Annotated in this window: 10 protein-coding genes; 6 read left to right on the forward strand and 4 right to left on the reverse strand. The window is 62.1% G+C overall.

Annotated elements, in window-relative coordinates; all coding sequences use genetic code 11:
• The first annotated feature begins 84 nt into the window (after positions 1-84).
• Both FF124_RS08105 and FF124_RS08110 read left to right on the forward strand, forming a co-directional pair.
• The gene (locus FF124_RS08105) at positions 85-1497 is read left to right on the forward strand and encodes a chloride channel protein (RefSeq protein WP_138747991.1); all 1413 of its coding nucleotides are present in this window, start codon (positions 85-87) and stop codon (positions 1495-1497) included.
• A gap of 145 nt (positions 1498-1642) precedes the next feature.
• Positions 1643-2356, forward strand: a complete 714-nt coding sequence (locus tag FF124_RS08110) for a phosphoadenylyl-sulfate reductase (protein WP_425462517.1) — start codon at positions 1643-1645, stop codon at positions 2354-2356.
• Positions 2357-2368: 12 nt separating this feature from the next.
• Here the strand turns inward: FF124_RS08110 and FF124_RS08115 are convergent, their stop codons facing one another.
• The 3 genes from FF124_RS08115 to FF124_RS08125 all read right to left on the reverse strand — a co-directional run bounded on the left by FF124_RS08115 (position 2369) and on the right by FF124_RS08125 (position 6259).
• Positions 2369-3397, reverse strand: coding sequence for a LacI family DNA-binding transcriptional regulator (locus FF124_RS08115; protein ID WP_187326865.1), 1029 nt, complete (start codon positions 3395-3397; stop codon positions 2369-2371).
• 134 nt (positions 3398-3531) lie between these two features.
• Entirely contained in the window at positions 3532-4752 is a 1221-nt protein-coding gene (locus FF124_RS08120) for an NAD(P)/FAD-dependent oxidoreductase (protein ID WP_138747994.1), read from the reverse strand.
• A gap of 400 nt (positions 4753-5152) precedes the next feature.
• Positions 5153-6259 (reverse strand): TRAP transporter substrate-binding protein, encoded by a 1107-nt coding sequence (locus tag FF124_RS08125; protein ID WP_138747995.1) that lies wholly within the window; start codon positions 6257-6259, stop codon positions 5153-5155.
• Positions 6260-6721: 462 nt separating this feature from the next.
• On the opposite strand from FF124_RS08125, the gene FF124_RS08130 reads away from it, so the two are divergent.
• The 4 genes from FF124_RS08130 to FF124_RS08145 are packed head-to-tail and all read left to right on the forward strand — an operon-like array spanning position 6722 to position 10377.
• Complete coding sequence (locus FF124_RS08130) at positions 6722-7348, forward strand: TetR/AcrR family transcriptional regulator (protein WP_138747996.1); 627 nt, start codon at positions 6722-6724, stop codon at positions 7346-7348.
• Positions 7345-8307: an HlyD family secretion protein gene (locus tag FF124_RS08135; protein ID WP_138747997.1), complete on the forward strand. Its 963-nt coding sequence runs from the start codon at positions 7345-7347 to the stop codon at positions 8305-8307. Before FF124_RS08130 ends, FF124_RS08135 begins: the two co-directional genes overlap by 4 nt.
• Positions 8307-9242 carry an ABC transporter ATP-binding protein gene (locus tag FF124_RS08140; protein WP_138747998.1) on the forward strand — a complete coding sequence of 312 codons (936 nt, stop codon included), beginning with the start codon at positions 8307-8309 and terminating at the stop codon, positions 9240-9242. The genes FF124_RS08135 and FF124_RS08140 overlap by 1 nt, the downstream gene beginning before the upstream one ends.
• A complete protein-coding gene (locus FF124_RS08145) occupies positions 9232-10377 on the forward strand; it encodes an ABC transporter permease (RefSeq protein ID WP_138747999.1) in 1146 nt (381 codons plus the stop codon). The genes FF124_RS08140 and FF124_RS08145 overlap by 11 nt, the downstream gene beginning before the upstream one ends.
• An 8-nt stretch (positions 10378-10385) precedes the next feature.
• Here the strand turns inward: FF124_RS08145 and FF124_RS08150 are convergent, their stop codons facing one another.
• Positions 10386-11885 carry an EAL domain-containing protein gene (locus FF124_RS08150; protein ID WP_187326866.1) on the reverse strand — a complete coding sequence of 500 codons (1500 nt, stop codon included), beginning with the start codon at positions 11883-11885 and terminating at the stop codon, positions 10386-10388.
• Between the last annotated feature and the right edge of the window lie 30 nt (positions 11886-11915).

An 11915-nucleotide genomic window follows, 5' to 3' on the forward strand; every position in this document is an offset into this window, starting at 1 on the left:
CCGCCCCGCTTCCTGTACTTTGATACCGGGCCCCGGACCGGGATATTTTTAAAACACCAAAGAGATTGCCGCGAAAGCCAGGTCATGCGCCCCTATTACAAGAACGTCAAAATGGTCCGTCGCACACGGGTGATGTGGGGATCATGGCGCATATGGCAACCAAGGCTGGTTTTCTGGGTCGGGGCCCTCATGATCGGGGTGATCAGCGTGTTTTTCGCGCGCGCTGCCGATTTCGCCTATGAACTGTTCGAGCACATGCGGCAATCGACCGCCTATTCGCCCTATCTCCCGCTGATCCTGACGCCGCTCGGCTTCATGCTCTGTTCCTATCTGAGCACGCGCTGGTTTCCCAATTCCCAAGGGTCGGGCATCCCGCAGGCGATCGCCGCCCGGCATTTGCACAACACCGAAAGCCAGCACCGGCTGCTCAATCTCAGGGTCGCCGCCGGCAAGATCCTGATCACCGTGATTGGCCTCTTCTGCGGCGCCTCGATCGGCCGCGAGGGCCCGACCGCGCAGGTCGGCGCCTCGATCATGATCCAGACCGCGCGCTGGGGAAAGATGATCCAGACCAAGGGGTTGATCGTCGCCGGTTCGGCCGCCGGCATCTCGGCCGCCTTCAACACGCCGCTCGCCGGCATCGTCTTCGCCATCGAGGAAATGAGCCGCGCCTACGAATCGCGCGCCAACGGCCTTGTTGTCTCCGCCATCATCCTTTCCGGCCTTGCGGCGATCGGGCTTGCAGGCAACTACACCTATTTCGGCCAGGCCTCGGCCATCGCCGTCAGGCCAGAGGAATGGGTCGCGGTGTTCGTCTGCGGCATCGGCGGCGGCCTGCTGGGCGCCATGTTCTCGCTCTATTCGCTGAAGGTGGCGCGGCGCGTCAAGCGCTGGGCGCAGCCTGCGCCGATCAAGCGGATGGCGCTTGTCGCCGGCGGCTGCGGCCTGGCCGTTGCCGTCATCGGCATTCTCTTTGGCGGCGCGACCTTCGGCACCGGCTATGAGCAGGCCAGAACCGTGATCGAGGGCGGATCAATCAGCCCCTTCTTCTTCGTCGGCAAGCTGGCGGCAACCTTCCTTTCCATGGCGTCGGGCATTCCCGGCGGCCTGTTCGCGCCATCGCTCTCGGTCGGCGCAACGCTCGGTTCCTCGGTCGCCCACCTGCTCGGCGTCAGCATCGGTCTTGGCGCCATCCTCGGCATGGCGGGCTATTTCGCCGGCGTCGTGCAGTCGCCGATGACCGCCTTCGTCATCATTCTGGAAATGACGGACAATCATGACGGCATCATCACCTTGATGGCGACCTCCATGCTCGGCTATATCGCCTCGCGCATGATCTCGCGCGAACCGCTCTATCATGGCCTGTCGCGCGCCTTCATCGCCGACAGCATCAAGTTCCAGCGCGCCCGCAACCGCGAGTCGGCGCTGGAAGAACGCGGCACCGCCGACGAGATGCGTGAGGAAACCCGTCGTTATAATGACAAGGGCGCCATATAGAACCGGTCCGGGCAGCGCGTTCTAGCAATCGAAGGTTTTACGCCAAGCTTTTGTCGCCGCCGCCTCGATTTCGACAAGCCGGTTCCTCGCGCAAAGCCGGCTTGAACGCGATACTGCAGCAAACGGACATGATGCGAGTTTGATGATGACGCTTTCCTCAAAGATCGACCTTGAAGACACCCTTGCCGCGCTGGACCTTGAAGGAAGGCTGCGGCTCGTGGCCGAATCCGGCCGACCTGCCGTTTTCACCACCAGCCTCGGCATCGAGGATCAGGTGCTGACCGGCGCGATCGCCATGGCCGGCCTGCCGATCAGGATCGTCACGCTCGACACCGGTCGACTGTTTGACGAGACCCTGCAGCTAATCGAGGACACCGAAGCCCGCTTCGACATCACAATCGAACGCTACCGTCCCCGCCAGGAGGCCGTGGATACCTACGTGGCCGAACATGGCCGTAACGGTTTTTACGAGAGCGTTGAGGCGCGCCACGCCTGCTGTCACATCCGCAAGCTCGAGCCGCTCGCGCAGGCGCTCGAAGGCGCTGCCTACTGGATCACGGGTCTGAGGCGCGGCCAGTCCGGCAATCGGGCGACGACACCCTTTTCCGAGGAAGACAAAGCGCGGCATCTGACAAAGATCAACCCGCTCGCCGACTGGAGCATCGAGGACATCCGCGCCTTCGCCAAGACGCATGAGGTCCCCCTCAACCCGCTGCATGAGCGTGGCTATCCCTCCATCGGCTGCGCCCCCTGCACGCGCGCGATCAAGCCCGGCGAACCGGAGCGCGCCGGGCGCTGGTGGTGGGAGAATGACGCCAAGCGCGAATGCGGCCTGCATGTCGCGCGCGCCGCACGCTGACGGCTCTGCCCGTTACCGCCGGGTCGAATTGCCCTCGATGATCTCGAACGGCAGTTCGACGGCGGCCTCCGGGCGTTCGCCCTCCGTCAAATAGCGCATGATCAGTTCGGCCGCCTTGAAGCCGATCTCGTAGAGCGGAACATAGACCGAGGTCAGCGGCGATTCTTCCATCTCGGCAAAATCCACGCCGTTATAGCCGCAGATGCCGAGTTCCTCCGGCACGCGGACGCCGAGTTGCTGGGCGCCGAAATAGACCCCCATGGCAAGCCGGTCATTGTGACAGAAGACGGCATCCACCTCCGGCATGCGTCGCCGGAGGTTGCGGATGAGGTTCACCCCCTGCTCCATCGGATTGCCGGTTTCAGCTTCGAAAACATAGGCCGGATCGTAGCATCCGGCCTTCAAAAGCGCATCGCGATAGCCCTCGAAGCGACGGCGGGAGCGGATGTCCTTGCCGCCGCCCAAAAGCGCAATCCGCTCATAGCCCTGCGCCAGGAGATGCTCGACGGCGGCGGCGGCGGCCGCACGGTTGCGGATGCCAACGCCCATGTCCAGCGGCTCGATGCTGGTATCCATCATCTGCACCACCGGACAGCCGAGCTCGGCGATCAGCGGCTTGTTGACCGGGAACTCGGCAACGCTCTCGAGAATGATGCCGGCGGGGTTCTGCGCCACGAAGAGCCGCAGCAGCTTGGCTTCCTCAGCGGCGTTCAGACCGATATTGGCGAATTGCGTACTGACGTCGCTGGTCAGGAACCGGTCCTCGACGCCGCGGGCGGCGTGAAAGAAGCCGCTCATCTCCATGATCGGCGCCAGCACCGCGACGATGCCGCTGTGCCGGCTGGCCAGCGCCCGGGCGGCGAAGTTCGGCACGTAGCCGATCTCCTCGACGACGTCGAGAATGGTCTCGCGCAGCTTTTCGCTCACCTTGTGCGGTTCGCGCAGCGCGCGTGACACAGTGATCGGGCTGACGCCCGCCAGCCGCGCGACATCGCTCAACGTCGTTCGCGATTTCGAACCGCCCCTCAGCCGAAAAGACAATTCTTCAATCCCCTGTCCCGCCCACCGGCGCTTTTCGTTCCATTCACTTGCGTCGCATGTCCCGTTCATTATTTTACCATGAAATTCAAATCCACGGCAAAACGGCTTTTGTCAACCTCGCGGGCAATTGCTCCTCAAGGATTGGCCAGCGCCTTCAGATCGGTAGCGGGGTCGGAAATCACGTCGACCGACGGATTGATCCCCGCAGAAAGCATCTTCTTGGCACAGACATAGGCGCGCGCGTCGTTGATCGCATCGACGGCCAGAAGCGTATCACCCTTGAAATACCAGACTGATTTGCTGCCTTCGCGGGCCCCCTCTCGCACCACGACACGATCATAGCCGCCATTATAGCCGGCGATTTGAAGTTTCACATCATATTGATCCGACCAGAACCACGGTTCGGGTTGATAGGTCTTGTCCGAGCCTGCGATCACCGCTGCAATCGCCTCTCCCTGGTCGACGGCATTGGGCACCGATTCGAGGCGGATACGCGCCCCGCGATAGGGCTGTTCGACGCAATCGCCGACGGCAAAGATGTCTGGATCGGATGTCCGTCCGAATGCATCGACGACGATGCCGTTTCCGACGGCAAGGCCCGCTTCCTTTGCCAACTGGTCGTTCGGCGTCACGCCGATTCCCACAACCACCATGTCGATCTCGAGCGTTTCGCCGCCCGAAAGCACCGCGCGGCGGACATGTCCGTCCTCGCCCTCTAAATGGATCAGGCCGGTGTTCTCGCGGATGTCAACGCCGTGATCGCGATGGATGGCGCGCATGATCTCGGAGGTTTCAGCCGCTGCGACGCGTTTGAGGATGCGGTCAGCCATCTCGATCACGGTGACCTCGACCTCGAATTTCCGCGCAACGGCAGCCGCCTCGAGGCCGACATAACCGCCGCCGACGACCAGAAGCCTTGCGCCCGGCTTCATCGCTTTGGCAAGCCGGTCGGCATCATGCTTGTCGCGCATGACGAATACGCCGTCGAGATCGCCGCCGAGATCTTCCGGCAGTCGGCGCGGCGCGGCACCCGTGGCGAGCACCAGCGTGCCGTAGGGAAGCGTTGAGCCGTCCTGCATCACCACCTGCCTGGCATCCCGGTCGATACGTTCGACGAAGCGCTCCAGCAGAAGGTTCACGTCGTTTTCACCGTACCAGGTCTCGGGCCTGAACAGCAGACGGTCGAAGGCCATTTCGCCGAGAAGGTATTTCTTCGAAAGCGGCGGCCGCTGGTAGGGCGGCACGGCTTCCGCACCGATCAACGTAATCGGTCGCTCGTCTTTCAGCGCCCTCAATTTGGCCGCGACGGCAAAGCCGCCCTGACCTGCTCCGACAATGACAATCCGATCAGACACGGGTGCCCCTCTTTTCGTTTGTTTTCGATGCAGACCAATGGCTTACGTTCAGATCAAGGCCCCGTCAATCATCTGAGCAGCGCCGATTAGGCACCGGTGCGCGACAAAAAAAGGCCCGGTTTGCGCCGGGCCCCAGTTTGTTGACAAAACATGCGTAACCCGCATCCGTCATACCGGCCTTGAGCCGGTATCCAGGGCCAAAGAGCAACGACTATCGCCCTTAAGTTACTGTGACAAAGAGTGTTTTTGTGGCCCTGGACCCCGGCTCAAGGCCGGGGTGACGGAGATTTGGGGGCAGGCCCCTTGCATCTGCAGCCGGCATCGTCAATAGCCAGAGGCCCGGTTTGCGCCGGGCCTCCTCGCGTGTTGTTCTATGATCCAGCCGATGGCGGAGCAGTCTTCAGAGATTGCCCTTGCGCTGCTGGACCATCATGAACTTGTCGAAGGAGAATTCGGCAAGCTGCATCCACAGATAGGCGTCCTTCTTGAACTCCTGCTGGCTGTCATAGATGCGCTTGAACCAGGCGTTCTCGGCCGAGATCTCGGCGAAGGTCTCCTGGGACACCTTGTAGCAGGCGTCGAGGATTTCCTCGCTGAACGGCTTCAGGACGGCGCCTTCGGCCACCAACTGGCGCAGCGCCTGCGGATTGCCGGCGTCGTAGCGGGCCAGCATGTCGAGGTTTACCGCGTCGCAGGCATCCTTCAGGATCTGCTGATAGCTTGCCGGCAGTTCGTTGAACTTGTCGAGATTGGTGAAGGCGTGGATGACCGGGCCGCCTTCCCACCAGGCCGGGTAATAGTAGTATTTGGCAACCTTGACGAGGCCGAGGCTGAGATCGTCATAGGGGCCGACGAATTCGGTGGCATCAATCGTGCCGCGTTCCAGCGCCGAATAGACGTCGCCGGCGGCAATCTGCTGCGGCGTGACGCCGAGCTTTGCCATGACCTGGCCGGCCAGACCGGCGATGCGCATCTTCAGGCCCTTGAGGTCTTCCAGCGAATTGATCTCATTAGCGAACCAGCCGCCCATCTGTGCCCCGGTATTGCCGGCCGGACGGCCCCAGACGCCCTTTTCGGCGAAGAACTCGTCAAACAGTTCGTTGCCGCCGCCCTGATAGAGCCAGGAATTCTTCAGGCGCGCATTCATGCCGAAAGGAACGGCCGTGCCCAGACCATAGGTCATGTCCTGGCCGATATAGTAATAGGACGGCGTGTGGCACATTTCGATCGTCCCGTCGCGCACGGCGTCGAGCACCTGCAGCGGCGGAACCAGCTCGCCACCGGCAAAGACCTGAATGTCGAAATTGCCGTCTGTCGCCTCGCGCACACGCTCCGCGATACCGGTCGAGCCGGAATAGAGAATATCGAGCGACTGCGGGAAGGCAGACGAAAGACGCCAGTTGAGCTTGGGGCTTTCCTGGGCGATGGCGGGAGCGGCGAGCGCTGCCGGGGCAAGTGCGCCGGCCGAAGCAACGCCTGCCTTTTTGAAGAATGTGCGGCGGTCCATTGGTGTTTCCTGCTTCTTTATCCAAGGATCATCCGAATGCGGACGGGAGGGAACCATGTCCGGGCGATCCGTACCGGTGGGTACTATACGTTTTCATCTTTGCGCGCAAGCCCGAAACCCGCACTCTTGTTGCGGCGCGTCATCAGGAATGGCCGATGCGTTGAAGCCGAACCGCAAGGCGCCGGCAATGACCTGCCGCAAACCGCGAGAAATGCCTGAAGGTCTGCACGGAAACGCTGTTGCCAGTGCGCAGGCCGGCCGTAAAGGGCGCCAGTCGACGCAACAACCGCAACGGGCACAACCTCCAGACACTACACGCAAAATGCTGCATTGCGTCGGGCAAGACGGCAGAGGGCGACCGCCGGCCCTCTGGATATCGCGAGCCCGAGACGTCTTGCGAAAGCCGCCGTCAGTTGCTATGACTGACTGGTCAGTCATGATCCGGAAAGGATAGGCCCTGTCATGAACAAAGCGCCAAAACGCCGGTCGCTCCCCCCCGAGGCCCGCCGCAAATCCATCATGGATGCAGCCCTTGTCGTCTTTTCCGAGAAGGGTTTTGCCAATGCGCGCATCGAGGATATCGCCCGGCATGCCGGAATCGGCAAGGGGACGGTCTATCTCTATTTCCCGGACAAGGAGAGCCTGTTCAAATCGCTGATCAGCGAGGCACTCGGCCCGCTGCTGATGACGGCGCACGCAAGGCTCGAGGAAGCCCGGCTGCCTCCGCGCGAGACGCTCGGCATCTTCTTCGACCTGATCAGAACCGAGGTTCTCGGCACGGAAAAACGCGATCTGGTGCAATTGATGGCGATGGAGATGCGCAATTTCCCCGAGATTGCCGAATTCTACCACGACACCATCATCCGCGCCGGCCTCGCCCTCATCCTGCGCGTTCTGGAAAGGGCAGAAGCGCGCGGCGAGTTGCGCTCGACCGCGGTGCTCAAGGTCCCGCAGGTCATTTTCGCGCCGGCGCTGCTGTCGGTCATCTGGAACGCGAATTTCGCCCGCTACGGCGATCTCGATCTTGATGCCGCATTCGATTTCTATCTGGATACCCTGTTCAAGCCAGCCGAGGGGGATGCCCCATGAAGCGCCTTATCATCATCGCCGTTCTGCTCGCCGCTGCCGCAGGCGCGGGGTTCGCGCTCTTCCGCCCTGCCCAAGACCACGGCTTTCTCGGCTGGGTCGAGGCGGACGCGCTCTATATTGGCGCGCCCAACACCGCGCGGCTGACCGAACTCACCGTCGAAGAGGGCGATCAAGCCGAAACCGGGCAGTTGCTGTTCTCGCTTGAAGCGGAGACCGACAGGGCTGCCGTCGAAACCGCCCGCGCCAACCTTGAAAAGGCAAGAGCCGCCCTCTCTCTCACCCGGGCCCCGCAGGACCGGCAGGAACAGCTGCAAGCGCTCGAAGCCTCGCGCAAGGAAGCAAAGGCCGCGCTCGACTATGCCGAAAAATCGCTGACGCGGGCGCGGTCTCTGTTCCAGCAGGAAAGCGGGACCAAGGCCAATCTGGACAGTGCCGTCAGTTCCTACGCGCAAGCCAAGGCCGCGCTCGACAAGATCAACGCACAGATCGCCCTTGGCGAACTGCCCCAGCGCGACCAGCAGATCGAACAGGCCGAGCAGAGCGTTGCCGCCGCGCGCTCCGAGCTTTCCGCCGCCGAGGCGGCGCTTTCGCTGAAGACGGTCATGGCGCCGGCGACCGGCAGCATCGAGCAGGTCTATTACCGGACCGGCGAAGTCGTGCCGGCGGGCCGCCCGGTCGTCTCGCTGCTGCCGCCTGAAAACATCAAGATCGAATTTTTTGTGCCGGAAGGCGAGCGCGCCGCGCTGAAGGTCGGCGACAAGGTGCGCGTCACCTGCGACGGCTGCCGGTCGCAAGACGCAACGATCTTCTTCATCGCCAAAGACGCGGAATACACTCCGCCGGAGATCTTCTCGCGCGAGGAGCGCGCCAAGATGGTCTACCGGCTGGAGGCGCGGCCTGAAGACCCTGCGCCGCTTGCCGTCGGTCTTCCCGTCAATGTCGAAGCGGAGGCGCGCTGATGGCTCCGGCGGAAAATGTCATATCCGTCGAGGGGCTGACAAAAAGCTTCGGCGGGCGCACCGTGGTCGACCATCTGACCATGAATGTGCGCAAGGGCACAATCCATGGCTTTCTCGGGCCGAACGGCTCCGGCAAGACCACCACGATCCGCATGCTGTGCGGGCTTTTGACGCCCGACAGCGGCTCCGGCACATGCCTTGGCTACGACATCACCCGCGACGGGGAGCGGCTCCGACGCCACGTCGGCTACATGACCCAGCGGTTTTCCCTCTACGAGGACCTGACGATCCGCGAAAACCTCGATTTCGTCGCCCGCATCCACGGCCTGAGGGACCCGCGGAAAAAGGTCTCCGACGCCATCGAGCGACTGGGGCTTGGCGGACGGGAAAAGCAGCTTGCCGGCAATCTCTCCGGCGGCTGGAAACAGCGGCTCGCGCTCGGCGCCTGCACGCTTCCCGATCCGGACCTCCTGCTGCTCGACGAGCCGACGGCGGGCGTCGACCCCAAGGCGCGGCGCGAATTCTGGGCCGAAATCCATGCGCTGGCCGCAGACGGACTCTCCGTCCTGGTCTCCACCCACTATATGGACGAGGCGGAACGCTGCCACGAGATCGCCTATATGGCCTATGGCAAGCTGATGGTGACCGGCACGGTGAAGGAGGTGGTGGCCGCCTCGAAGCTCGAAAGCTACCTGATTACCGGCGCCCATGTTCATGACCTTCAGACCGAACTGGAGAAGGCCGACGGCGTCGATCTCGTCGCCCCCTTCGGCTCTTCGCTGCATGTCTGCGGCCATGACAGGGCGGCGCTCGAGCGCGCCATTCAGCCCTATCGGGACCGACCCGATACCGAATGCCGCCCGAGCGAGGCAACGCTGGAAGATGCCTTCATCTACATGATGAACGCTTCGAAGGACAATTTCGATGACGGATGAACGGCCACAACGTTTTCCTGCCTTCCGCCGCTTCTGGGCGATGACGGTCAAGGAATTCATCCAGATGACGCGCGACCGACTGACCATGGGCATGATGATCATGCTGCCGATCATGCAGCTTCTGCTGTTCGGCTTTGCCATCAACACGACGCCGCACCACCTGCCGACCGGCGTCATGCTGTCGGAAAGCACCGATGTCTCCCGCGCCATCCTGGCCTCGCTGGAAAACACTGATTTCTTCGACATCACCGGCATTGTCACCAGTGAGGCGGACATGGACCGGTTGCTCGAATCGGGAGAGGTTCTGTTCGTGGTCGAGATCCCGCCGGACTTCGAGCGCGACCTCAGGCGCGGACAGTCCCCTTCCCTGCTGGTGGCGGCCGATGCGACGGATCCGGTCGCCTCCTCCTCCGCCCTCGGCGCGCTTTCCGGCGTGGTTTCCACCGCCCTTTCCGGCCTGCACGGCATTGCGATCGCAGAACCCCAGCAGCCGGCCTTCAACATTATCCAGCACCGTCGCTACAATCCAGCGGGCAAGTCGACGCTCAACATCGTGCCGGGCCTGCTCGGCACCATCCTGACCATGACGCTCTTGATCTTCACTGCCCTTGCCGTCACCCGCGAGATCGAACGCGGCACGATGGAGAACCTGCTCGCCATGCCGATCCGACCGATCGAGATCATGATGGGCAAGATCATGCCCTATGTCTTCGTCGGCGCCTTCCAGGCCGCCCTGATCATCACCTCGGGCCTGTTCATCTTCGACGTCCCGATCCTCGGCGATCCGTGGTCACTGGCGCTTTTGACCCTGCTCTTCGTCGTCACCAATCTGTCGATCGGCTACACCTTCTCGACAATTGCCAGGAACCAGCTTCAGGCGGTGCAGATGTCGATGATGTTCTTCCTGCCGAGCATTCTTCTCTCCGGCTTCATGTTCCCCTTCGACGGCATGCCGCGTTGGGCGCGATATCTCGGTGAAATCCTGCCGCTGACGCATTACCTCAGGATCGTGCGCGCCATCATGCTGAAGGGCGCGAACATCACCGTGCTCGGCTTCGACAGCGCCATGCTGGCGGCCATCGCGCTCGTCGCCATCGCTATCGCCGTCAGCCGCTTCAACAAGACGCTGGACTGAGCCGCTGATCATCCTTTCTTGACCTTCCGGCCAGCGGGAAAGGCACGCGAGAATTCTCGTGCGGGCACCGGCCGCCCGATCAGGAATCCCTGGATGCAGATGTCGGGATGAATGGCAACGAGGTGGTCAGCCTGGCCTTTGGTCTCCACGCCTTCGCAGATCAGGGTCACCTCGAGCGCGACGGCAAGTTCGCAGACCTTGCTGACGATCACCGCGCCGATCGCCTGCTGATCGAGCGCCTGGGTGAACATACGGTCGATCTTGATGCCCGCGATCGGCATGCGGGCGATATAGGCAAGGTTCGAATAGCCCGTGCCGAAATCATCGATGAGAATGCGATAGCCCCGCCTGCTGAAGGCCGCCATCGCCTGGTTCAGGCTGTCCTGGTTCGCTGTCGAACGCTCGGTCAGTTCCAGAGCGACCTGGCTGGCGGAAAGCCCGTGGGAGCGGATTTCGGTCTCGAGAAAATCCAGAAACTCCAGGCTCAGTATGTCATCGGAGGCGACATTGATGCTGACATAGAAATTCGGATCGGCCTCAAAATGATCTCTCAGGTCGGCGAATGCATGTCTGACAACGCTTCGGGTTATTCTTCCAATGAAACCGCAGGTCTCTGCGGCAGGGATGAATTGGTCGGGGGGCACCAGCGATCCATCGAAATCGATTAGCCGCACAAGCGCCTCCGCGCCGCACAGGCTCTCATCGGAAAGCCTCACGATCGGCTGATAATGGACCGTAAGCCGATTGTCATCGAGAGCCCGTTCCAGCTTATACCGCCAGGACCGGCTTTCACGATAGAGCTGGGCATGCCAAAGCCCCACAGAGCCGCCGGCGGCAAGCCCGCCGGCAAGGACAAGCAGGAAATCGAGCGGCGCCGTTTTCAACAGGCTTGGCGCGTCATAAGTCGCGACCACGCAGACATCCAACCTCATATTGCAGCTTGAATAGATCCTGCGCCGTGTAATGCGAAACCATTTGGTCGTTTGCCCGAGCAGCAGCGAGAGCCCTTCTGTCTCGCCGAAAGCCTGGTAGATATAACTGCCGTCGCGCGTCAGCACGAGGGCGGCAAGCCGCTCGGCGGGGTCTTCGTATCGCGCAAAGGCGGAGGGTTCGGTCATCACCACGCTGTTGCCGAAAGACGCCATATCCGCAGCCAGACCCGACGGAACCACACCGCTGGCCCCTTTCCAGAGAATAGCGGAATTGACGCCGACAACCTCTGAAAACGGCGGCAAGGTCACAGGGGTTGCGAGTTTGCCCCAGACGCCGGTGCAGGCCAGCTTGCCCTCCTGCAAGCGCCCGACATCCGCGAGAAACGGGACGACGAAAACGATACGGCGCATCGCCTCAAGATCATCGGCAGAGCAGGACGCATCGGACGATCGGTCAAGCGTACGAAGGACCGCCAAGCTGGTTTCGGCCACGGAGACGGCGTTCTGAAAGACGTCCGAACCATAGTAATCGACGTGCTCGTCGGCGTTATGATTGCTGATGAATTCGGCAATCACAAATGCGCAAATCCCGCCGAGACAGACCCA

Origin of the sequence: Martelella lutilitoris (assembly GCF_005924265.1) — a bacterium.
Lineage (GTDB): Bacteria > Pseudomonadota > Alphaproteobacteria > Rhizobiales > Rhizobiaceae > Martelella > Martelella lutilitoris.

Coding starts and splice junctions, on each gene's coding strand:
- FF124_RS08135 (WP_138747997.1), top strand. CDS start 7,345: ATGAAGCGCCTTATCATCATCGCCGTTCTGCTCGCCGCTGCCGCAGGC.
- FF124_RS08105 (WP_138747991.1), top strand. CDS start 85: ATGCGCCCCTATTACAAGAACGTCAAAATGGTCCGTCGCACACGGGTG.
- FF124_RS08140 (WP_138747998.1), top strand. CDS start 8,307: ATGGCTCCGGCGGAAAATGTCATATCCGTCGAGGGGCTGACAAAAAGC.
- FF124_RS08145 (WP_138747999.1), top strand. CDS start 9,232: ATGACGGATGAACGGCCACAACGTTTTCCTGCCTTCCGCCGCTTCTGG.
- FF124_RS08130 (WP_138747996.1), top strand. CDS start 6,722: ATGAACAAAGCGCCAAAACGCCGGTCGCTCCCCCCCGAGGCCCGCCGC.
- FF124_RS08125 (WP_138747995.1), bottom strand. CDS start 6,259: ATGGACCGCCGCACATTCTTCAAAAAGGCAGGCGTTGCTTCGGCCGGC.
- FF124_RS08110 (WP_425462517.1), top strand. CDS start 1,643: ATGACGCTTTCCTCAAAGATCGACCTTGAAGACACCCTTGCCGCGCTG.